The following is a 22,203-nucleotide window of genomic DNA, read 5'->3' on the forward strand; positions in this document are numbered from 1 at the left end:
CACCCAAGGCGTCGCCCTGCTCGCCGATGATCTCCGAAAGCGATTGCCGTTCGGCCCGGCATCGCCTACATAGCGCCCAACCTCCATTCAATCCGACATTTTCGGTCAATTATCAGGGAAAGCGCGCGTGGCACGCCAGTTCATCTATCACATGGCCGGCCTCAACAAGGCCTACGGCACCAAGAAGGTGCTCGAGAATATCCATCTGTCCTTCTATCCCGACGCCAAGATCGGCATCCTCGGCCCCAACGGCGCCGGCAAGTCGACGATCCTCAAGATCATGGCCGGCATCGACAAGGACTGGAACGGCGAGGCGTGGCTGGCCGAGGGTGCCACCGTCGGCTATCTGGCGCAGGAGCCGGCGCTCGATGCAAAAAAGACGGTGTTCGAGAACGTCATGGAAGGCGTGGCCGCCAAGACCGCCATCATCGAGCGCTACAACGAACTGATGATGAACTATTCCGACGAGACGGCGGACGAGTCCGCCAAGCTCCAGGACGAGATGGACCGGCTGAACCTCTGGGACCTCGAGCAGCAGGTCGAGATGGCGATGGAAGCGCTGGGCTGTCCGCCCAAGGATTCCGAAGTCACCAAACTGTCGGGCGGCGAGCGCCGCCGCGTCGCGCTCTGCCAGCTGCTGCTGCGCCAGCCCGATCTTCTGCTGCTCGACGAACCGACCAACCATCTCGACGCCGAAACCACGGCGTGGCTGGAAAAGCATCTGCGCGCCTATCCGGGCGCGGTGATGATCATCACCCACGACCGCTACTTCCTCGACAATGTCACCGGATGGATCCTCGAGCTCGACCGCGGCCGGGGCATTCCCTATGAGGGCAACTACACCAAGTATCTCGAAGCCAAGGCCAAGCGGCTCAAGCAGGAAGGCCGCGAGGATGACGCTCGCCAGCGCGCCATCGGCCGCGAGCGCGAGTGGATCCAGTCCAGCCCGAAGGCCCGCCAGACCAAGTCCAAGGCGCGTATCAAGGCGTTCGAGGATCTGCTGGTCGCCGCCGACAGCCGCCGCCCGACCGACACCCAGATCGTCATCCCGCATGGCGAGCGCCTCGGCAACGTGGTGATCGAGGTCGCCGAGTTGTCGAAGGGCTTTGGTGACACGCTGTTGATCGAAGGCCTGGAATTCAAGCTGCCACCGGGCGGCATCGTCGGCGTCATCGGCCCCAACGGCGCCGGCAAGACGACGCTGTTCAAGATGATCACCGGTCAGGAAAAGCCGGACGGCGGCACCATCCGCGTCGGCGAGACGGTCAAGCTCGGCTATGTCGACCAGAGCCGCGACGCACTCGATCCGTCGAAGACCGTATGGGAAGAGATTTCGGGCGGCGCCGAAGTGGTCAAGCTCGGCAAATACGAGGCCAACACCCGCGCCTACTGCTCGTCGTTCAACTTCCGCGGCCAGGACCAGCAGCAGAAGGTCGGCAATCTGTCCGGTGGCCAGCGCAACCGCGTGCATCTGGCCAAGATGCTGAAGACTGGCGGCAATGTGCTACTGCTCGACGAACCGACCAACGATCTCGATACGGAAACGCTGGCAGCACTTGAAGATGCGCTGGAAAGCTTCGCCGGCTGCGCCGTCATCATCTCGCATGATCGTATGTTCCTCGACCGGCTGGCGACGCACATCCTCGCCTTCGAGGGCGACAGCCATGTCGAATGGTTCGAGGGCAATTTCGAGGACTACGAGCAGGACAAGATTCGCCGCCTCGGGCCGGATGCCGTCAACCCGCACCGGATGACGTATAAGAGGCTGACGCGATAGGATATTTGTCGGGGCGGCGAATTCTCAAGATGATCTGAGGAGCTGACATGGCTGACTGGTCCGCCGCCCAATATCTGAAGTTCGAGGATGAGCGCACGCGCCCAGCGCGCGATCTCGTCCAGCAGGTGCCGGTCGACTTCCCGCGCCGGGTCGTCGATATTGGCTGCGGGCCGGGCAATTCGACCGAGCTTCTGGTCGAGCGCTGGCCGGACGCGCAAGTCAGCGGCTTCGACACTTCGCCCGACATGATCGAGAAGGCGAGGGCGCGCCTGCCCGATGTCACCTTCGAACTGTCGGACGCGGCAACATGGCAGCCGGAGAAGCACGTCGACGTGATCTTCGCCAATGCCGTCTTCCAGTGGCTGCCAGAGCACCCGGCCGTCTTCCAGCGGCTGATGGGGTTCTTGGCGCCAGGCGGCGCGCTTGCCATTCAGATGCCGGACAATCTTGGCGAGGACTCGCATCGCCTGATGCGGGAGACGGCCGCCGAGATGCCGTTTGCCGCAAAGATGAAAGGAGCGGCGCGCGGGCGGCTGCCGCCGGTTTCATTCTACTACGACCTGCTGTCGCCCCTGTCCAACCGGCTCGATATCTGGCACACCATCTACAACCACCCGCTGGCCGACGCTGAAGCGATCGTCGAATGGGTGAAGTCGACGGGCTTGAAGCCTTTCCTCGATCCGCTTGCCGCGGACGAGAAGACTATGTTCCTCAACCACTACACGGCCAAAATCGCAGAGGCCTATCCCAGGACGGCGGACGGCAAGGTCCTGCTGCGCTTCCCCCGCATCTTCATCGTCGCCAAGAGAGCCTGACCGCGTGTCGGTCAACTCGCCGCGATAGCAACGGGAAATGGCGGTTTAAGCTGGCATAAACCGGCCAAATGCGACAAGGGTTGCACCGGGCCGTCTACGCCCACATCAAGCCCTCAACGCCTGTGCATGGGACGGGTTGGAAATGCATCGCGTCATCATCAGCGGCATCGGCGTCGAAATCCCTGGACCCAAGATCACCAATGAAGAATTGGTCGCCAGCTTCAACGCCTGGGTCGACATGGAGAACGTGCGCCGCTCGGTCTCGGGCGAGACGCTGCTGCAGAAGTCGGACAGCGCCTTCATCGTCCATGCCTCCGGCGTCCAGACCCGCCATGTGATCGAGCGAGAAGGCATTCTTGACCCGACGCGGATGGCGCCGCGCATTCCGGCGCGGCCCGACGATGCGCTGTCGCTGCAGGCCGAGTTCGGCGTCGCCTCGGCCAGGAAGGCGCTCGACCATGCCGGGTTGCAGCCGTCCGATATCGACCTGGTGATCTGCTCGGCCTCGCACCACCAGCGGCCCTATCCGGCGATCGCTATCGAGATGCAGCAGGCGTTGGGCACGAAGGGTGCCGGCTTCGATATGGGGCTTGGCTGCTCGTCGGCCGCGGCGGCGCTGCATATCGCGGTCAATCTGGTGCGGGCCGGAGCGCACAAACGCGTGCTGGTGACGACGCCGGAGATCATCACCGGCCATCTCAATTTCCGCGACCGGCAGACGCATTTCATCTTCGGCGATGCTTCGGTGTCGATGGTGGTCGAAGGGCTCGACCAGGGCGAGAAGCGGCCGGGGCGTTTCCAGGTGCTCGATACCCGCACCTGGACGCAGATGTCGAACAACATCCGCACCAATCTCGGCTACCACACGCGCACCGCCCAGGATGATCCCTACATGATCAACCTGGAAGGCAATCTGATCAAGCAGGTCGGCAACAAGGTGTTCAAGGAAGTTACCGTCGCCGGCCACAAATTCATCGTCGAGTTCCTGGCCGAGCACGGGCTGACGCCGCAAGGCATCCGCCGCTTCTGGCTGCATCAGGCCAATGCGCGCATGAACGCCATGATCCTGAAACTCGCCTTCGGCCACGAGGTCGACCATGATCGCGCGCCAATGGTGCTGGAGCGCCTCGGCAACACCGCCGGCGCCGGCGCCATCATCGCGCTGTCCGAGAACCACGCTGATATGAAACCGGGCGACTACGGCCTGCTCTGCGCCTTCGGGGCGGGATACTCGATCGGCGGCGCACTGCTGCGCATGCTTTGATTTAGGCGGGCGCGAACGGCACCAGCATGGCAACGCGCCTGGCGTAATCGTCATAGGCGGTGCCCAGTTCGCCGCGCAGGAACTGCTCCTCCAACCTTGCCTTGATGACGGCGCCGATGGTGAGCAGGGCGGCACCGGCAACGCCCCATACCGTTCCCTTTGCGGCCATGGTGGCGAAGACCGCCAGCAGCAGGCCGGTGTAGATCGGATGCCGGACCAAGCCATAGGGTCCGGTGTCGACCACGTGGTGATCCGCCTTAGCGGTGATGGTACCCGACCACAGCCGGCCGAGATGCAACCTGGCCCACCAGGAGAAGACGAGGCCAATCGCGATCAGCGCGACGCAGATCCACGCTTCGGTGAGGTTCGGCATCCAGAGCCGCAGCCGGCCGACATAGCCGTGCGCCGGAACGAACAGCAGGACCACTCCGACCATCCACAGGGCGCGATAGCGAAACTCGGCCTGGAAGCCTGCGCGCTTCTGCACGGGGTCGGCCCAGAAGGCGGCCGCGAGCCAGGAGACGACCCATATTTGCCAGAGCGCCGCGATTGCGGGTGCGGGATGCATGATGACACGTCTCCTCCTGACGCCAGTATCAAGTCGACGCAGCACGGCGGCAATACGGCGCCCGGCCAGAGGATGCGCGGTTGGCGGTAAGAAGATCGTGATCGGTGAAGCATCCCACCAGCCGGCTTGATCGGGATCATCAGCGCTTTGGACTGGACCCGGTCCATGGCCGCGGGCTAATTGCGGTTCGTGTTGCAGAAGGAATGAAGCCATGGCGGATCTCTTTGCCGGGACCGAAAATCCGGTCGAAATCCTGCCGGCGCGAAAGCTCGCGGCGAAAGTCGCGGCGCTTTATGTCGCGCCCCTCGATCACTTCGAAACACGACCGGTGCAAGAATTGCGGCTCGGTTTCGACGGCATCGATGGCGATTTCCACGCCGGCGCCACGCGGCGTTCCGGCGGGCGCGAGCCCTGGTATCCGCGCGGCACCGAGATGCGCAACGAGCGGCAATTGTCGATCGTGGCGGCGGACGAGCTCGCCATTGTCGCCGAGCGGATGAGCCTCAATGAGGTCAAGCCGGAATGGATCGGCGCCAATCTGCTGATCGAGGGCGTGCCGCAACTTTCCATGCTGCCCTCGGGTACGCTGCTGTTTTTCAGGGGCGGCGTGACGATCAAGGTCGACGCGCAGAACGGACCCTGCCGCATTGCCGGGCGCTCGGTCGCGGAGAATGCCGGGATGGCCGACCACGAGGCCGGCGCGCTGGCCTTTCCGAAGGCGGCGAAGCGGCTGCGCGGCCTTGTCGCCTGGGTGGAGAAGCCGGGCACGATTGTTGCCGGCGAGGAGATCTCGGTGCGCGTGCCCGAGCAATGGATTTATCGGGCTTAGAGCGGTTCAGCTTTAATAGAATCGCTGACCGCTCTAAGTATTTGTTTTTACGCAATTCCGGACGGAAAACCGCTACGCACTTTTCCTGGAATTGCTGTAGGACACCGGGCTCGACCAGGCCGGGTCCGCGTGCCTTTGCCAATAGAGCGCCATCAGCCGGCTGGTGATAGCGCCGACCTTGCGGTCGGCGACCGGGATGCCGTCGATCACGGTCACCGGCATGATGCCGCCGGCGGTCGAAGTGATAAAGACTTCATCGGCTGCCTTCAGCGCGGCGACACTGACGTCGGCCGCTGTTGCAGACAGCCCTGCCTCGGCGCAGAGGTCGAAGACGGTGCGGCGCGTGATGCCGGGCAGGACGCCGACGGCCGGCGTCGACAATTTGCCGTCCTTCACGCAGAAGACGTTGAAGCCGGGACCTTCAGCGACATTGCCGTTGAAATCGAGGATCAGCGCGGTCTCGGCGCCGCGGTCATAGGCGTCGTAGAGGCCGCGCACGAGGTCGAGCCAGTGGTAGTTCTTGATCGCCGGATCAACTGAGGCCGGCGGGATGCGCACCTTGTCGCTGATCGCGACATTGAGGCCGCGCCGCAACTGCTCGGCATTGGCGACCGAGCCGAAGGGCACGGCGAAGGCCATGAAGCGATTGATCGCCTGGCGCGGGTCGCGGCTGAAGGTCGGCGACGCGCCACGCGTGCACAGCATCTCGACATAGGCGGCGCGATGGCCGGATAGCGCGACGCAATCGTGCAGGATCTCGGCGACGCTGTCGCGGTCGAACGGGATCGCCATGCGCAGCTTCTCCAACCCGCCGAAGAAGCGGTCGAGATGCAGGTCGAGCCGAAAGAAGCGACCGTCCCAGACATGCACCGTGTCGTAGGTGGCGTCGGAATGCAGAAAGCCCCAATCCAACACCGAGATCTTGGCCTGCGACATCGGCAGGTACTGGCCGTCCAGGAAGGCAACGCCGTCCGGATAAGAGTGCGGATCGATATGGAGCTCGGAAAGAGGCGGCAGCGGTATGGCTCGCTCCGTTGCAGTGTCTCGGCTCATCGCAAACTCTCCCTGTCCATCGCTCGATCCATGGTCAGGCTAGCGGCGCTCAGCGGGTTACATAGAGCCACCTATGCGCTCCTCTTTGTTCTAGGTGGAATGCTGGTTTTCCCTTACGGTTGGCGGCGGGAATGTCCGGCCGGAGGGGGACATGGACAGGCATACGGGGCTTGGTGCAATCATCTTTGCGATGGTCGTTTTCGTCGGCAGCGGCGAAGCCTTCGCTCAATGCGCGCGCGAAGGCGAGGAGCTATGTCAAAGCGGCCAGACATATCGCTGCGAGAAGACGGGCAGCGAGTTGACGCCGATCTTCCAGAACGTCCCTTGCGTGGTGAATGTGCCGTCCTTGACCGGTACCTGGGTCGGCAATGGCCATCAAAGCCCGGCCGGTGCTGCCGGCGCCGACTGGTCGATTGCCATGACCATCAACGACAGCGGCGCGTCGATCGACTATCCGTCGCTCAGTTGTGGCGGGTCTCTCACTCAGCTTTCGAGGGACGACAGCTCGGCGGAGTTCCGGGAGAGCATTACCTTTGGCCAGGACAAGTGCGTCGATGGCGGCACGATCACCGTCAGGTTCTTCAAGGGAAACCTGTCCTGGGTCTGGGTCGGCCAGGCAGATGGCCAGCCCTACAACGCCGTCGCCGTGCTGACCCGGCAGTAGCGGCTGCCCGCCTCATTCTTCCTCGTCGTCGGAATCGAGCAGCCGCGTGGCGCGCCAGCGGGTCAGCACGATGTTGGTCTGTTCGATGACGAAGAAACGCGCGGAGTCTCGGTCATAGCCTTCGGCAAGAAGCTTTTCGTAATCGGTGTGGACATGGCGGATATGGGCGGTGGTCGCCAGCCAGACGGAGATAGACGGCGGCAGATTGTGCAAATGCGCCCTGCCGGCGTCGGCACGGATTTTTTCGATGTCGGCATAGGGCGCCAGCGGCAAAAGCGTGGTCAGCGCCTTGGCGATGGCGCGACGGCGGTTGGTCGGCGCTTTCATGGCTCGTCCCGCCCAGCAATGGTCGCATCGGCAAAAGCGTCGATCGAGGCGAAATAGGGTTTCAGGTCGATGACCGGCGTGCCGTCGAGCACGTCGATGGCATCGAGTTCAATGCAGCCATTGCCGATGTCGACCCCGACGAGCTTCGCCACATGCAACCCGACTGGGTTCGGCCGGGCAGGCGAGCGCAGCGAGAAAACGCCTTTCGGTTCAGCGGCATGGCGGGGTTTCTGCACGATCAGATTCCGCGGCGCATGATGGAGCCAGGAAAGGATGATGACGTGGCTGGCGCGTTCCAGTCCCGCCAGGCCGTCGCGATAGGGTGGGTCGACCAGCAGTGTGGCACCGCGGCCTGCCTCCCGGGCGGCCCTCATGTTCTTCGGACAGGTCTCCCGGCTCGTCCATGGCGAGGCGATGCGGCCGATGAAGACGACGTGGCCATCCCCCGGCATATCGGCCGGATCGGTTTCCAGCAGCCTTTCGCCGCTGCGCGCCTCGAACATGGTTTTCGCCTCGTTCATCCGAAAACCGCTTTCCGCCTGTGGATCATGCATGCGTCATTTTCTTGTCCGGAAGCGACATGGGTCTTGCATGGTTATCAAATTCGACATAAACATATGTTTATATCTTTTTCAAAAGAGAAGCGCTCATGCATGTCTCGCTCGACACAATGGTGGATACGTTGAAGGCGGCGGCCGAATCGAGCCGGCTCCGCATTCTGGCACTCTTGTCGCGCGGCGACCTTACCGTTTCTGATCTTACCGAAATCCTCGGTCAGTCGCAGCCGCGCGTGTCGCGCCACCTCAAGCTGCTTTTGGAGGCCGGGCTGATCGGCCGTTACCAGGAGGGCTCCTGGGCCTTCTTTCGGCTTTCGGATACGGATTCGGCCCGTGATTTCGTGATCAGGCTGATCTCAGGTATCCGCGGCGCCGATCCGCAGGTCGAGCGCGACCTCGAGCGGCTGGCGTCGGTCAAACGCAAGCGCCAGGACCGCGCCGCCGAGTACTTTTCCGAGAATGCCGCGAGCTGGGATCATATCCGCTCGCTGCATGTGCCGGATCGCGCCGTGGAATCAGCCTTGCTCAAGCTTGTCGGCAAGCGGCCGTTTCAGTCGATGCTCGACCTTGGCACCGGCACCGGGCGGCTGCTCGAAATCTTTTCGCCGCTCTATCGGCGCGGCGTCGGCATCGACATGTCGCGCGAGATGCTGACCGTGGCGCGCGCCAATCTCGACAAGGCCGGCGTTTCGAATGCGCAGGTGCGGCAGGGCGACATCTTCGCGCCGCCGGTCGAGCGCGATGCCTTCGATCTCGTCACCATCCATCAGGTGCTGCACTATCTCGACGATCCCGCCCGCGCCATCCGCGAGGCGGCAAGGCTGCTGCGCCCGGCGGGCCGGCTGGTGATCGTCGATTTCGCGCCGCATACGCTGGAATTCCTGCGTGATCAGCATGCGCATGTCAGGCTTGGCTTTTCCGACCGGCAGATCGCCGAGTGGTTCGCCGAGGCAGGGCTCGCGCTCGAGGACAGCCAGGAGTTCGAACCGCGCGGCGCCAACGAGGCCAGGCTCACGGTCAAGCTGTGGCTCGGCCGCGACCGCCGCATGCTGATCGCCGACCCGTCCAACGACAGCCAACCCAGCCAAGCATACCCGATGGGGGAAATAGCCTGATGAACCAGTTCCGCTTTTCCCGCCGCCCCGACATCGGCGACAAGGTCCGGGTTTCGTTCGAGTTCTTCCCGCCGAAGACCGACGAGATGGAAGCGAGGCTGTGGGACACGGTTACCCGGCTGGAGCCGCTCAAGCCGAGATTCGTCTCGGTGACCTACGGCGCCGGCGGCTCGACCCGTGAGCGCACGGCCCGCACGGTCAAGCGCATCCTCAACGAAACGACGCTGACGCCGGCGGCGCATATGACCTGCGTCGATGCGGCCCGCGATCAGGTCGACGCCGTTGTCCGGGAATTCGCCGATATGGGCGTCACCCGCTTCGTCGCCCTGCGCGGCGATCCGGCGGCAGGCGTCGGCACTGCCTACAGGCCGCATCCCGATGGTTACGCCAATGGCGCCGAACTGGTCGGGGCGCTGAAGGGGGCCGGCGATTTCGACATTTCGGTCTCGGCCTATCCGGAAAAGCATCCGGAAAGCCCGGACTTCGCCACCGATTTCGACATGCTGAAGCGCAAGGCTGACAATGGCGCGACACGGGCGATCACGCAGTTCTTCTTCGACAACGATCTCTACGAGCGCTATGTCGAGCGGGCGCGGCGCGCCGGCATCTACATCCCGATCGTGCCGGGCATTCTGCCGGTGCACAATTTCACCCAGGTCGCCAATTTCTCGACGCGTTGCGGAGCGCTGGTGCCGGCATGGCTGGCCGAGCGCTTCGAGGGGCTGCAGAACGACCCGCAGACACATGCGCTGGTCGCGTCCGCCGTGGCGGCCGAGCAGGTGCTCGACCTGGTCGAACGCGGCGTCAGCGATTTCCACTTCTACACCATGAACCGCGCCGACCTGGTCTTTGCCATCTGCCACATGATCGGCATTCGCTCGCATGAGGCGGAAGCTGCGGGATCGGCTGCAGCCTGAATTTGTCGCGGCATGAAAATGCAAAAGGCCGGGTAAAAACCCGGCCTTTCGAAATTGGTCTGATATCAGCTGCTATTTTCTTCCGCTCTGGCGGTTACGGAAGAACACCTATGATAAGGGCGCCGATGAATGCGAACGCTGCACAAATCATCAATGCGTTGATTGGCCTCGTCAGTCCCATGTCATAGCCTCCTCTTAAAGAGCTATGTCTGGAGTCTAGGGTCATTTGTGCCACAGGCAAGCGGAAAACGTGCTGCAATGCGACATGATTGTGGGTTTGCGACCTGGCTTTCGGCGTTAGGCATTGAAACTCTTCGGCAAAAGCCGGCTCAAGGGTTGTGAATAAATTGTGGCGCGCCGGCGGCGGAAGCGAGGCATGGCAGCGCTACCGCGTCCGCCCGAAAATGAAATTCGACCTTTGCTGTGCGGGCTTCGCAGGGTGCGAGGGTCAATCAAAGTGTTTAGATCGTCCCCTTCCGCATCCAATGAGGGCAGCATCAACGTCGCCCGAACAGGCGTCCATCTATCGTCACCAGGCCGAACGCGATCAGCGCCATGCCGCCCATTTCGAACAGTTCAAGCCGTTCGCCGAGGAACAGGAAGCCGAGCAGCATGGCGCTTGCCGGCACGATCAGGGTGACCAGCGAAGCGTTGGTGGCGCCGGCCGAGGCGACGAGGTTGAAATAGAGGATGTAGGCGAAGGCGGTGGAAAGCAGTGCCAGCGCCAGCACCGCCGCCCAGACCGGCGGCGAAGCCGAGAACAGGCCGGCGGGACCATAGGCGATGAGCACGACCGGGATCATGATGACGGTCGAGGCCGTCAATTGTCCCGTGGCGACGATCGGCGAGGGCACGCCCTTGAAGCGGCGGGCGATCATCAGCGCGACGGCATAGGACAACGAGGCGCCGATCAGCGCGAACTTCGCCCAGACCGGACCGCCCAGCCCGGCAAGCAGGCCCGGACCGATCATCACCGCCGTGCCGGCGATGCCGAGCGCTATGCCGGCAAGCTTGTTCCAGGATAGCTTTTCGTCTGATGTCAGCGCGTTGGCGAGGATCAGTGTCCAGAACGGCGTCGTTGAGTTGAGCACCGAGGCTAGGCCGGCGCCAAGCTCGGTCTGGCCGGCGAAGATCAGCGAGAAGGGAACGACATTGTTGGCAAGCGCCAGCAGGAAGAACAGGCCGGCATGCGGGAAGGCGAGGCGGAAGGAGGGGCCGCGCCAGCCGAGATAAAGCTGGAGTGCTGCCGCCGCGATGGCGACGCGAAACAGCACCAGCACCAGCGGGGCCAATTCCGACACGGCGATGCGGGCGAAGAAGAACGAGCCGCCCCAGATGGCGCCGAGCAACAGAAGCTGCCCCCAGTCCTTGAGCACCATCGGTCCGCGCGCCGTGACGGTTGCGGCTGTCGCCATGTGAATGTCCTCCCAGACGCCGAATGCCAAACCTGTGGGCATGTGATCAAGCCATATCCGCTCCCGCGGCAAGGGCCACCCGAAACCCGATCGATGGCGTAGCATTGCTTGGAATTGCCGTAGCGCCGTGCCGCCAGAGGCGCGAGACACAGAATTGTTTTCTTTAGCCGTTAGCTTGGATTAATTGTGCGCAGCCAAGGTTCAGGGGATTCGTCCATGCAGCGATTCGAAAATGCCCGCGAGGCGGCGCTGGCGCTTCGTCCGGACGATCCGGTCTATTGCTTCCGGCCGGAGGTTTTGAAGGCCGACGCCAGACAGTTCATGGGCATGTTCCCCGGCAAGACTGCCTATGCGGTCAAGACCAATGGCGAGCAGATCGTATTGAAGGCGCTGGTCGAGGCCGGCGTCATCGCCTTCGATGTCGCTTCGCCCGGCGAATTCGCCGCCGTGCGCGCCGTCTCACCCGACGCCGAGATGCTCTACATGCATCCGATCAAGGCGCAGTCGGACATCAAGCTGGCGCTGGAGAAATACGGCATCCGCGTCATCTCGCTCGATCATGAGGACGAGATCACCAAGCTGACACGGGTGGTGCGGGCGCTCGACATCGACCCCGGCGCAATCACCGTGTTCGTGCGCATGCAGACGAAGGGGTCGGCGGCCTACGAACTGTCGAAGAAGTTCGGCGCCGGGCCGGCCTACGCGGTGGAACTCGCCGAACGGCTGAACCGCACCGGCTACAAGGTCGGCCTCTGCTTCCATGTCGGCAGCCAGATCGAGGATCCCGATACCTATGAGCGGGCGCTGGCCTCGGCCGACTGGGTGCGCAACCGCGTCTCCTTCGACATTGCCGGGCTCGATGTCGGCGGTGGTTTTCCGGCCGAGTACGGCCACGACCCCAACCGCAAGCAGATCGAGATGCCGTCGCTCGGCCAGATCATGTCGCGGCTTTCGGGCGACCTGAAGGAATATCAGTTCGACCAGATCCCGCTGGTGGCGGAGCCCGGCCGGGTGATCGTGGCGCGGTGCCTGTCGCTGATCGTGCGCGTGCTGCTGCGCAAGGGCAAGCGGCTCTACATTAATGACGGCATCTGGGCGTCGCTGTCGGATTCATGGACCGGCAAGATCACGCTGCCGGCGCGCTTCATTCCCGACCCGGCGATCCGCTCGCGCAATGGCGAGGAAAAGAAAATCGTGCCGTTCAAAGTGTGCGGTGCAACCTGCGATTCCGTCGACATCCTGTCGCGGCCGTTCTGGCTGCCGGAAACCGTCGACACCGGCGACTGGATCGAAATCGGCCATATCGGCGCCTATTCGCTGTCGCTGAGGACCCGCTTCAACGGCTTCTACCCCGACACCTTCGTCGAGGTGACGACGCCGTTCGACGAAGGCGATGCGCCGGAGGGATTTGCGAGTTTGGAGACGATGGCGGATTGAGTTCTTCCTTCTCACCCAGGGGGGGAGAAGGAAGAGGGAGCTAAAGCCGCGCCAGCAGATCCGGCGTCGGCCAGCCGTCCACCGGCAACCCAAGCCGCATCTGTTCCTTGCGGATGGCTTCGCGGGTGTTCGTGCCGAGGATGCCGTCGACCGTGCCGACGTCGTAGCCTCTGGCTTCGAGCTTGGTCTGCAGCGCCTTCATCTGGTCGCCGCTGAGCCCGGATTCAGGGGTGCGCGGGTCGAATTGCGGCGCGCCGGCGAGCCGCGCTGCGAGGCTTGCCGCGGTCAGCGCATAGGTGAAGGACTGGTTCCATTCGAGATAGACGTCGAAATTGTCGTAGGCGAGGAAGGCCGGCCCCTTGCGGCCCATCGGCAGCGCCAGACCAGCCTTCAGGCCGTTGTCGATGAGTGGCGTGCCGTTCGGGTTGGTGACGCCCCAGGCGGCCCATTGCGATAGCGGCAGCTTGTTGGTGCGGCCGGTCTGGTCCCACGGCATGTCGTTAGGCACGCGCACTTCCTCAATCCAGGGCTGGTCGCGTTTCCAGCCGCGCGACAGGATCTTGTTGGCCGTGGTCATGATCACGTCCGGCACGCTGCCGCGCAAATCGACCACGCCGTCACCGTCGCCGTCGACGCCACGCGTGAGATAGTCGGAGGGCAGGATCTGCGTCTGGCCGATCTCGCCGGCCCAGGCGCCGGTGACGTCGGCCGGCACGACCCCGCGGTCGATCAGCGTCAGCAGCGGCACCAGTTGGGGCCGGAACAATTGCGGCCTGCGGCAGTCGTGCGCGAGCGTGACCAGCGCGCTCAACGTGTGGAAGTCGCCCTGCACGGCACCGAAATCGGTCTCCAGCGCCCAGAAGGCGGCGATGACAGGCGCCTGGACGCCGAACTGCTGGTCGGCGCGGGCAAACACGTCGGCGTATTTCTTGAGGTTGGCGGCGCCTTGCTTCAGCCGATAGGCCGAGATCATGCGGTTCGAGAACTGGATGAAGGTCTGGGAAAACACACCCTGGGCGCGATCGCGCGCCAGCACCTTGTCGTCGATGCTGGCAGCTTCCAGCGCATCGAGGCCGTGAGTGCCGACGCCAGCCGCCTTGGCTTCGGTCGCCACGCCCTGCTTCCATGCCTCGAAATCGCCGCCGCATTCCTGGGCTGCCGCCGGCAACGCCGTGGCGAACAGGATGAGCGCCGCGAGGGCCTTGGAACGCAATCGCATCAGCTTCCTTCCGAAACCAAGTGCTAGAGCATCCTTTGCGCGTCGATTTCGAACGCGCGGCGCTCTGGATTGTCGGCGATTGCAAATGTTCGCCGCCGGCTGTGTCGAAAAGCAGGCGCGGGCCCCGGTGTCAACGGGTGTTCTGCCGCAGCCACTTGTTCCAGGCGGCTTCGGAGCCGTTGAAGACGTTGATATCGGATTTGCCGGTCATGCCGGGAACGATACCGGTGCCGGTGTACTGCCAGAAGGTGAACGGATGGCTGCCGTACTTCTGACGCGGATGGCCGGCGACCGAGCGCAGCCAATAGGGATAGCCGCGGAAGGTCGACAGACCGTTGTCGTCGAAGAAGTCGACCGAGGTGTAGATGATCGGCTTCTTGCCGTAGTGCCGCTCGACGATTTCAAGGAAAGTGCTCATCTCCGAGCGCACCGTCGCGGCGTTCGGGCGCAGTCTGCAGGTCGGCGATTTCGGGTTCCATTCCATGTCCAGCACCGGCGGCATGGCCGAACGGTCGACGGGCACGTTGGCGATGAACCAGCGCGCCTGGGTGGCGGCGGGCGTGCAGAAATAGAAGAAATGGTAGGCCGCGCGGGGTATGCCCACGGCCCTGGTGCGTGCCCAGTGCTCGTTGAAATACTCGTCGAAGCGGTCGCCGCCCTCGGTCGCCTTGATGAAGGCGAAGGAGATGCCGCTGGCCTTGGCGGCCGGCCAGTCGACCGATGTCTGGTATTTGGAGACATCGGTGCCGTGGACGGCATAGTTCCACGGCGCGCCGCTGTCCCATTCATGCGGCTTGGAATCCTCGAAACGCGGTGCACGCACCGCGATTGTCGGGTTGTTGGACGAGGATGGCGACAGCGGCGAGAGATCGTCCACGGTCGAGCAGGCGCCCAACAGCGTCAGCATGATGAGAGCCGGGAGACGGCGCATCTCTCTACTCCTGAGCCGGGTTCAGCCGGCCACTGATGGGTCGTTTCTGCTGGTGCCCCTTCGATCTGGCCCCGCCGGACGATCACCCCACAGGATCGCCCGCCTTCCTAAAACGCGTCGGTGCGACGCATTTTAGACTCTCGTTTCATGCATGTCGTTATCCCAAAACCGCCGAGCACTTTTGGGCGACATGCATCAGGTGATCGCCGAACATGGTTGATATCAGGTTGACGGCGCTCGACAAGAACAGAGATTTTGCCGAAGCAATGCAAATCGATGACATAAATCGAGCGCGAAAAACACCGGGGGGAAAAGATGCGGATCGTCGTGAAGATCGTCAAATGGCTGCTCGGCCTGATCGTGCTGGCGATAGCTGCCCTGTTTGCCTGGCTCTATATCGCGCCGCCGGAATTGATCCGAGTCGGTTCGGGCTATTCGGCCAAGATCGTCTGCTCGAACGTCTTCATTGCCGGGCGCGACGCCAATGAAGTGCTCGCTGTCGACGTGCAGGCGCCGGGCCATCCGCTGCTCAGGCTGATGAAGGTGCAGGTCGACAAGGAACGCGGGATGGTTTCGGCAGGCTTGCTCGGTATGCTCGGCAGAAGTGTCGCCGTCGCGCGTGACGGGCTGGGCTGCGCTTCGGTTCCGGATGGCAACACCGGCAAGGCGAGGAAGACGGTGACCTACGCCGAACCCGCCGACACCAGGCAGGATGCGCTGTGGCCGGAAGGCGAACGGGTCGACGCCTCGCAGGCACCGGAGATCGCCAAGATCCTCGACGACGCGGCCATGGCCGGCACCGGCATGCGGGCGGTGGTGGTGGTGAAGAACGGCCGCATCGTCGCCGAGCGTTATGGCGAAGGCTTTTCGCATAAGACACCGCTGCTCGGCTGGTCGATGACCAAGACGGTCAACGCTGCGATCGTCGGCACGCTGGTCAAGGACGGCAAGATGGCGGTGACCAGCCAGGGCCTTTTCGGGCCATGGAAAGCCGACGGCCGCGCCACTATCAGCCTTGCCGACTTGATGGCGATGTCGAGCGGGCTGGAGTTCAACGAAGACTATGGCGACGTCGCCGACGTCACGCGCATGCTCTATCTCGAGCCTGATATGGCGGGCTTTGCCGAATCCAAGCCGCTGACCGGCGAGGTGGGCAAGGTTTTCTCCTATTCGAGCGGCACGGCGGTGATGCTGTCGCGGCTTTGGCAGGACGCCATCGGCGACAAGGACAAGGCGCTGACCTGGCCGCGGACGGCGCTGTTCGAGCCGCTCGGCATGCACAGCGCAGTGCTCGAAACCGACGAGCAGGGCACGTTCGTCGGCTCGTCCTATCTCTACGCGACGGCGCATGACTGGGCGCGTTTCGGTCAGTTCCTGCTGCAAGGTGGGGTCTGGAACGGCAAGGACATCCTGCCGGCCGGCTTCGTCGACTGGATGCGCGAGCCGGCGCCGGCTTCGAAAGTCTATGGCAAGGGCCAGGTGTGGATCGAGGCACCGGGCGACGAGGAAAACCCCGGCGCCGGCGTCGCGGCGGGCCTGCCCAAGGATACCTACTGGATGGAGGGACATGACGGGCAGACCGTTGCCATCGTTCCGTCAGAGCAGTTGGTGGTGGTTCGGCTCGGGCTGACGCCGGCCACGCTAGGCTATCGACCGCAGACGATGCTGGGGGCGCTGGTGAAGGCGCTGCATTAGCCTTTTGACTGCCGGATCACGGCGAGCCATGCATAACCGCGATAAAGCGTGCGAAAACGGAAGGTTGCGCCGCTTCGCCGAGATTCCGATTCCAGGACGTCGCGCAGGGATTCACGCGGCGCGACATGGAATTTTCTCAGCCAGCCGCGCAGCAAGGTCCGGAACCAGCCTGGCAGGCCTTCCTGCTGACCGAAATCGACGACATGCAGCGAACCGCCAGGCGCAAGGGCGGCGAGTGCGGCCGAAACTGTCTTCTCCCAACCGGGGATCATCGACAGCGAATAGGACACGAAGATGCGGTCGAAACTCTCGATGCCGAACAGCGCCCTGGCGTCGAAATCGGTAGCGTCGCCACGCGCCAGTGCGACGCGGTCGGACAGGCCTTCGCGCGCAATGGCGGCTGTGGCCGTTTCCAGCATCTCGGCCGAAATATCGAGGCCGAAGAAGCGGGCGTCGCGATAGCGGCGGGCGGCAAGCACAATGTTGCGGCCGGTGCCGCAGCCGAGTTCGAGCACCGTACCTTTCGCCGGCACGTCCAGGCCGGCGATCATCTGGTCGCGGCCGAGCAGGTAATATTTGCGGGTCAGGTCGTAGATATGGCGCTGCCAGCGATAGACGCCGTCCATCAGTTCGGCATGCCTGGCCGGCAGCTCGCTCGCGCTCATGCGGGCCGCTTCACATAGAGGTGGAAGCCGCCATAGATGGCCGATCGGTCACGGGCCGAGAACTCGTGCGAAGGCTCGTCCTCATAGTTCCACTGATCGAGCAGCGAATTGGAGACGCGGCCGGGCAGCAGGCTGGGCTCGGCGGCGGTGCGGAATATGACGCGGGCGCCGGCCGATGCCGTGCGGGTGATCTCGGCCCACAGCGCATTGAGCTGGTCGTCGGTCATCCAGTCCTGCGCGTCAAGCAGCACAAAGCGGTCGACCGTGCCGGCATCCTTGCCGGCAAGGAACTCGATCAGATTGGCATGATGGATGGCGACCCGGTCGACATTGTCGCGGATGGTCTTGTAGTTGCGCTTTTCGAGATAGGCGGGCAGGGCGGCCACGCCGGGCTCGGGATAGCGGCGGGCAAAGGCCTGCCAGGCGAAATAGTTGGTGTTCAGCGGAAAATCGCAGGCGAGCTTCTCGAGCCGGGCTTTCAGGACGCTCGCCATGGTGCCGTCACCGGAGGTGATCAGCGAATCGTATTGCGCCGGCGGAATGCCCAGGCCGAACAGCGAGGCTTTTCGCGACGTCGCCCATTTCAGCAGGGGCTTTTCGAAGACCGGCGCCAGTTCCTCGTTGAAGAAGCGGCGCTGCTCTCCGATGTTCCTGGCCTGCATAATGCCGGCCGGGTCGACGCCGAAGAATTTGCCGACGCGGTGGCCCATGGCAATGAACAGGCCGAGCAGGCCGGTCTGGTAGAAATTGCGGTCGAAGACGGCAATGCGACGGCGTCCGCGCCAGTTGCGGTGCTCCCAGTAATGTCGGCTGACCGGATCGAGATGCGGCGCGATGAAACGGTCGTAGGCTTCCGAATTGTGACTGGTGTCGGCAGCGCCGAAGAAGCGGAACAGGTCGCCTTGCGACGGCAAATGCCGCACCGCCTCGAGCTTCATGCGGTTCAACGCAATGTGGGCGGCGTTGAGGTCGACGGCATCGATCCGCTCCGGCGAGCGCGTGAGGTAGGCCAGGATGTTGCATCCGCCCGACGCGATGGTGACGACACGATGGCCGTGGCCAAGCTGCATGGCCTCCATGTCGACATCGGGATCTTCCCAGATTTGCGGGTAGACGAGGCCGGAGAAGAGGAAGGCGAAAAGCCGCTCGGAAAGACCGGCCTTCGACAGCGGCCGGTTCTGGTAGACGGCTTTTCCAACTTCCTTGCCGCGGCGAAAAACCAGATCTCCGGAAACGTCCGTCATGGCAAGGTGATTCCCCGTTTGCGTTGGCGCAAGCGGGTAGCGCAGCGTCATGACAGCCCCGTGACAGGCTGTTGACGCCAAATCAGGCCTTGCCGAACCCGCCCGGGGTCGGCGTTGTCAGGATGACGGCCTCGCCGGCGTCGAGCACGGTCTGGTCGCAGGCCTTCAGCACCTCGACCGAACCGCTGTTGCGGCGGACCTTGGTCGAGCCGGCCTCGCCGTCGCCGCCACCGTCCAAGCCCTGTGGCGGGCGGTTGCGGTGCGAGGACAGGATTGCGCATTCCATCTTCTCGAGGAAGCGGATCGTGCGCTTGGTGCCGTCGCCGGCACCCCATTTGCCCTTGCCGCCGGAACCCTCGCGGATATGGAAATCCTCAAGCAGGACGGGAAAGCGCAGTTCCAGCACCTCCGGGTCGGTGAGACGAGAATTGGTCATATGTGTGTGGACGCCTGAAGTGCCGGCAAAACCGCGGCCGGTATTCATCTGGCCGGCCGGCGAGCCGGAGCAGATCGTCTCGTAGTACTGATACTGCTTGTTGCCGAAGGTGAGGTTGTTCATCGTGCCTTGCGCATTGGCCATCGCCCCCATGGCGCCGAACAGCGCGTTGGTGACATGCTGCGAGGTCTCGACATTGCCGGCGACGACGGCGGCAGGATAGGACGGTTTGAGCATGCAGCCGTCCGGGATAATTATGTTGATGGGACGCAGACACCCGGCATTCATCGGGATCATGTCCTCGACCATGACGCGGAAGGCATAGAGAACGGCGGCACGGGCGACCGGTTCAGGCGCGTTGAAATTGTTCTTCATTACCGGCGAGGTGCCGGTGAAATCGACGGTCGCCTCGCGCTTTTGCCGGTCGACCGTGATCTTCACCTTGATCATCTGGCCGGTGTCGGTCGGATATTCGTATTCGGAACTGTCGGGCAGGCGCTCCAGCACGCGGCGCACACTCTCGGCGGCATTGTCCTGGACATGGCCCATATAGGCCTCGACGACATCGAGGCCGAAATGCGCAACCATCTTGCGCAGTTCGGCCACGCCCTTCTCGTTGGCGGCGATCTGCGCCTTGAGGTCGGCGATGTTCTGGTGCGGATTGCGGGCCGGGTAGGGGTGGTCGGTGAGCAGCGTTTCCAGCTCGGGCTCGCGGAATTTTCCACGATCGACGATGCGGAAATTGTCGAACAGCACGCCTTCCTCGTCGACCGTGGTGGCGAGCGGCGTCATCGACCCTGGCGCGGTGCCGCCGACGTCGGCGTGGTGGCCGCGCGAGGCCGCCCAGAAAAGGATCTTCTCCTTTGCGTCATCAAACACCGGTGTAACCACCGTGATGTCAGGCAGATGCGTGCCGCCATTGTAGGGCGCGTTGAGGGCGAAGACGTCGCCGGGGTGGATGTCGCCCGAGTTCAGCCTGATGATGGTTTCGACCGAGCGGTCCATCGAGCCCAGATGCACCGGCATATGCGGGGCGTTGGCGACCAGCGCACCATGGCGGTCGAAGACGGCGCAGGAGAAATCCAGCCGTTCCTTGATGTTGACGGAATAGGCAGTGTTCTGCAGCGTCACGCCCATCTGCTCGGCGATCGACATGAACAGGTTGTTGAAGACCTCCAGCATCACCGGATCGGCGGCGGTGCCGAGCGCCGCCTGGCGGCGCTTCTTCTCGATGCGGCGCAGCAGCACATGGTTCCTGGCGGTGATTTCGGCCTGCCAGCCGGGCTCGATGACAATGGTCTGGTTAGGCTCGATGACCAAGGCCGGGCCGAAAACCCTGTTGCCCGGTTTGAGCGCCTCACGCCGGAAGACGCCGGTGTCGCGCCATTCGCCTTCGGCAAAGATTTTGCGGGTCTCGGAAGAACCTACGACAAGATCTTCGGTTGGTGATTCACCTTCATCGCGGCGGCCACCGCCAGTATCGGTGCCCTCGACGCCAACAGATTCGACGATCATCGGCTTGTCGTCATAGACGAAGCCGAACTGACCCTTGTGGGCCGCCTCGAAATCGCTTCTGGCTCGCGAAATCGAGCCATGTTCGAAGTTTACCGGCAATGCCGTGTCGGTGCCGTCATACCGGATCTGCAGTACCGGCTTCGAGGCGACGGCGTCTTCACCAATGCCTTGCGCGGCGAGCTCTTCGATGACGGCTTTTCGCAATGTCGCGATGAGGTCGTCGATCGCCGGCAGGGATCCTTCCGCCAGGGGCTGCAGCAGCGCCTGCTGGCGCGAGGCGAAGACCGACGACAGGCCGATGCCGTAGGCCGAGAGCAGTCCGGAGAAGGGATGCATGAGCACTGCCTCCATACCGAGCGCGTCGGCGACGAGGCAGGCGTGCTGGCCGCCGGCACCGCCGAAGCAGTTCAGCAGATATTCGGTGACATCGTAGCCGCGCTGCACCGAGATCTTCTTGATGGCGTTGGCCATGTTCTCGACGGCGATGGTGACGAAGCCTTCGGCGACGGCTTCCGGCGGGCGGCCATCTCCGATTTCGGTGGCGAGCGCCATGAATTTTTCACGCACGGTCTTGACATCGAGCGGCTCGTTCTGGCCCGGGCCAAAAATGGCGGGGAAGAAGTCGGGCTGCAGCTTGCCCAGCATGACATTGGCGTCGGTGACGGCGAGCGGGCCGCCACGCCGGTAGGCGGCAGGACCGGGATTGGCGCCGGCCGAATCCGGTCCGGCGCGGAAACGGCCGGTCTCATAGTGCAGGATCGAGCCGCCGCCGGCGGCGACGGTGTGGATGCGCATCATCGGGGCGCGGATGCGCACGCCGGCTACCTCGGTGTCGAAAGCACGCTCGTATTCGCCGTCATAATGGGCGACGTCAGTCGAGGTGCCACCCATGTCGAAGCCGATGACTTTTTCAAAGCCGGCGAGCTTCGCCGTTTCGACCATGCCGACCACACCGCCGGCCGGACCGGAGAGAAGCGCGTCCTTGCCTTGGAACATATCGGCGGCGGTAAGGCCGCCAGAGGACATCATGAACATAAGGCGAGGGCCGTCGCCAAGCTCCCCGGCCACCCTTTGCACATACCTCGACAGGATCGGCGACAGATAGGCGTCGACGACGGTGGTGTCGCCGCGGCCGACCAGCTTGATCAGCGGCGACACCTCATGGCTGACCGAGACCTGGCCGAAGCCGAGCTTGCGGCAGACTTTTGCCACCGCCTTCTCGTGGTCGGGGTACTTCCAGGCATGCATGAAGACGATGGCCACCGCGTCGATGCCATCGGCCTTCGCCTGCTCGACGGCCGGGCGGCAAGCAGCAATATCGAGCAGGCGTTCGACGCGGCCATCGGCACGCACGCGCTCGTCGATCTCGATGACCCGCTCGTAGAGCTGTTCGGGCAGGATGATCTCCTTGGCGAAGATGTCCGGCCGCGCCTGGTAGGCGATCCTCAGCGCGTCGCGAAAGCCCTTGGTGATGAGCAGCAGAACACGGTCGCCCTTGCGCTCCAGAAGCGCATTGGTGGCGACGGTGGTGCCCATCTTGATGTCGCCGACCATCCCCGACGGTACAGGCGCACCGGATTTCAGCCCGAGTAGGTCGCGAATGCCCTGGATGGCGGCGTCGGCATAGGCCTCGGGGTTTTCCGACAGTAGTTTTCTGGGATGCAGCCCGCCTTGAGGGTCACGGCCGATGACATCGGTGAAAGTGCCGCCGCGATCGATCCAGAAGTCCCATTTCTCGGTCATTGCAACTCCCGGCATTT

At 63.5% G+C, this 22,203-nt stretch carries 19 protein-coding genes; 9 read left to right on the forward strand and 10 right to left on the reverse strand.

Going from position 1 to position 22,203, the window contains the following annotated elements; translation table 11 throughout:
- Positions 1-127 precede the first annotated feature (127 nt).
- From ettA to D3227_RS03295, 3 genes are all read left to right on the forward strand, one after another.
- Positions 128-1,777 (forward strand): energy-dependent translational throttle protein EttA, encoded by a 1,650-nt coding sequence (gene ettA / locus D3227_RS03285; protein ID WP_120012484.1) that lies wholly within the window; start codon positions 128-130, stop codon positions 1,775-1,777.
- Between the two features lie 47 nt (positions 1,778-1,824).
- The gene (gene tam, locus D3227_RS03290) at positions 1,825-2,592 is read left to right on the forward strand and encodes a trans-aconitate 2-methyltransferase (RefSeq protein WP_120012486.1); all 768 of its coding nucleotides are present in this window, start codon (positions 1,825-1,827) and stop codon (positions 2,590-2,592) included.
- Positions 2,593-2,734: 142 nt separating this feature from the next.
- Entirely contained in the window at positions 2,735-3,856 is a 1,122-nt protein-coding gene (locus D3227_RS03295; protein ID WP_120012488.1) for a beta-ketoacyl-ACP synthase III, read from the forward strand.
- A gap of 1 nt (position 3,857) precedes the next feature.
- Here D3227_RS03295 and D3227_RS03300 read toward each other — a convergent pair whose 3' ends face one another.
- Entirely contained in the window at positions 3,858-4,424 is a 567-nt protein-coding gene (locus D3227_RS03300) for a methyltransferase family protein (protein ID WP_120012490.1), read from the reverse strand.
- A 211-nt stretch (positions 4,425-4,635) separates the two neighbouring features.
- On the opposite strand from D3227_RS03300, the gene D3227_RS03305 reads away from it, so the two are divergent.
- Complete coding sequence (locus tag D3227_RS03305; RefSeq protein ID WP_120012492.1) at positions 4,636-5,253, forward strand: MOSC domain-containing protein; 618 nt, start codon at positions 4,636-4,638, stop codon at positions 5,251-5,253.
- A gap of 72 nt (positions 5,254-5,325) precedes the next feature.
- Here D3227_RS03305 and D3227_RS03310 read toward each other — a convergent pair whose 3' ends face one another.
- Entirely contained in the window at positions 5,326-6,306 is a 981-nt protein-coding gene (locus tag D3227_RS03310) for a D-amino acid aminotransferase (RefSeq protein WP_120012494.1), read from the reverse strand.
- A 151-nt stretch (positions 6,307-6,457) separates the two neighbouring features.
- On the opposite strand from D3227_RS03310, the gene D3227_RS03315 reads away from it, so the two are divergent.
- Complete coding sequence (locus D3227_RS03315; protein ID WP_120012496.1) at positions 6,458-6,970, forward strand: hypothetical protein; 513 nt, start codon at positions 6,458-6,460, stop codon at positions 6,968-6,970.
- 12 nt (positions 6,971-6,982) lie between these two features.
- On the opposite strand, the gene D3227_RS03320 is transcribed toward D3227_RS03315, so the two are convergent.
- Together D3227_RS03320 and tsaA are read right to left on the reverse strand one after the other, a co-directional pair.
- On the reverse strand, positions 6,983-7,297 hold the full coding sequence (locus D3227_RS03320) for a DUF2293 domain-containing protein (protein WP_120012498.1): 315 nt from the start codon (positions 7,295-7,297) through the stop codon (positions 6,983-6,985).
- Positions 7,294-7,800: a tRNA (N6-threonylcarbamoyladenosine(37)-N6)-methyltransferase TrmO gene (tsaA, locus tag D3227_RS03325; protein WP_167480600.1), complete on the reverse strand. Its 507-nt coding sequence runs from the start codon at positions 7,798-7,800 to the stop codon at positions 7,294-7,296. The genes D3227_RS03320 and tsaA overlap by 4 nt, the downstream gene beginning before the upstream one ends.
- A 146-nt stretch (positions 7,801-7,946) precedes the next feature.
- Here tsaA and D3227_RS03330 point away from each other — a divergent pair, with 146 nt between their 5' ends.
- Together D3227_RS03330 and metF are read left to right on the forward strand one after the other, a co-directional pair.
- Positions 7,947-8,969: an ArsR/SmtB family transcription factor gene (locus D3227_RS03330; protein WP_120012502.1), complete on the forward strand. Its 1,023-nt coding sequence runs from the start codon at positions 7,947-7,949 to the stop codon at positions 8,967-8,969.
- Entirely contained in the window at positions 8,969-9,886 is a 918-nt protein-coding gene (gene metF, locus D3227_RS03335) for a methylenetetrahydrofolate reductase [NAD(P)H] (protein WP_120012504.1), read from the forward strand. Before D3227_RS03330 ends, metF begins: the two co-directional genes overlap by 1 nt.
- A gap of 497 nt (positions 9,887-10,383) precedes the next feature.
- Here metF and D3227_RS03340 read toward each other — a convergent pair whose 3' ends face one another.
- Positions 10,384-11,301 (reverse strand): DMT family transporter, encoded by a 918-nt coding sequence (locus tag D3227_RS03340; protein WP_120013032.1) that lies wholly within the window; start codon positions 11,299-11,301, stop codon positions 10,384-10,386.
- A 216-nt stretch (positions 11,302-11,517) separates the two neighbouring features.
- On the opposite strand from D3227_RS03340, the gene D3227_RS03345 reads away from it, so the two are divergent.
- Positions 11,518-12,738: a type III PLP-dependent enzyme domain-containing protein gene (locus D3227_RS03345; protein WP_120012506.1), complete on the forward strand. Its 1,221-nt coding sequence runs from the start codon at positions 11,518-11,520 to the stop codon at positions 12,736-12,738.
- A 40-nt stretch (positions 12,739-12,778) separates the two neighbouring features.
- Here D3227_RS03345 and D3227_RS03350 read toward each other — a convergent pair whose 3' ends face one another.
- Complete coding sequence (locus D3227_RS03350) at positions 12,779-13,957, reverse strand: lytic murein transglycosylase (protein ID WP_120012508.1); 1,179 nt, start codon at positions 13,955-13,957, stop codon at positions 12,779-12,781.
- A gap of 130 nt (positions 13,958-14,087) precedes the next feature.
- A complete protein-coding gene (locus tag D3227_RS03355; protein ID WP_120012510.1) occupies positions 14,088-14,888 on the reverse strand; it encodes a glycoside hydrolase family 25 protein in 801 nt (266 codons plus the stop codon).
- Between the two features lie 315 nt (positions 14,889-15,203).
- Here D3227_RS03355 and D3227_RS03360 point away from each other — a divergent pair, with 315 nt between their 5' ends.
- A complete protein-coding gene (locus D3227_RS03360; RefSeq protein WP_120012512.1) occupies positions 15,204-16,583 on the forward strand; it encodes a serine hydrolase domain-containing protein in 1,380 nt (459 codons plus the stop codon).
- Here D3227_RS03360 and D3227_RS03365 read toward each other — a convergent pair.
- The 3 genes from D3227_RS03365 to D3227_RS03375 are packed head-to-tail and all read right to left on the reverse strand — an operon-like array spanning position 16,580 to position 22,186.
- Entirely contained in the window at positions 16,580-17,248 is a 669-nt protein-coding gene (locus tag D3227_RS03365) for a class I SAM-dependent methyltransferase (protein ID WP_120012514.1), read from the reverse strand. The two genes, D3227_RS03360 and D3227_RS03365, sit on opposite strands and share 4 nt — an antisense overlap.
- A complete protein-coding gene (locus D3227_RS03370) occupies positions 17,245-18,543 on the reverse strand; it encodes a BtaA family protein (protein ID WP_120012515.1) in 1,299 nt (432 codons plus the stop codon). The genes D3227_RS03365 and D3227_RS03370 overlap by 4 nt, the downstream gene beginning before the upstream one ends.
- Before the next feature lie 31 nt (positions 18,544-18,574).
- Complete coding sequence (locus tag D3227_RS03375; RefSeq protein WP_120012517.1) at positions 18,575-22,186, reverse strand: hydantoinase B/oxoprolinase family protein; 3,612 nt, start codon at positions 22,184-22,186, stop codon at positions 18,575-18,577.
- Positions 22,187-22,203: the final 17 nt, after the last annotated feature.

Origin of the sequence: Mesorhizobium waimense (assembly GCF_003601975.1) — a bacterium.
Classification (GTDB): domain Bacteria; phylum Pseudomonadota; class Alphaproteobacteria; order Rhizobiales; family Rhizobiaceae; genus Mesorhizobium; species Mesorhizobium waimense.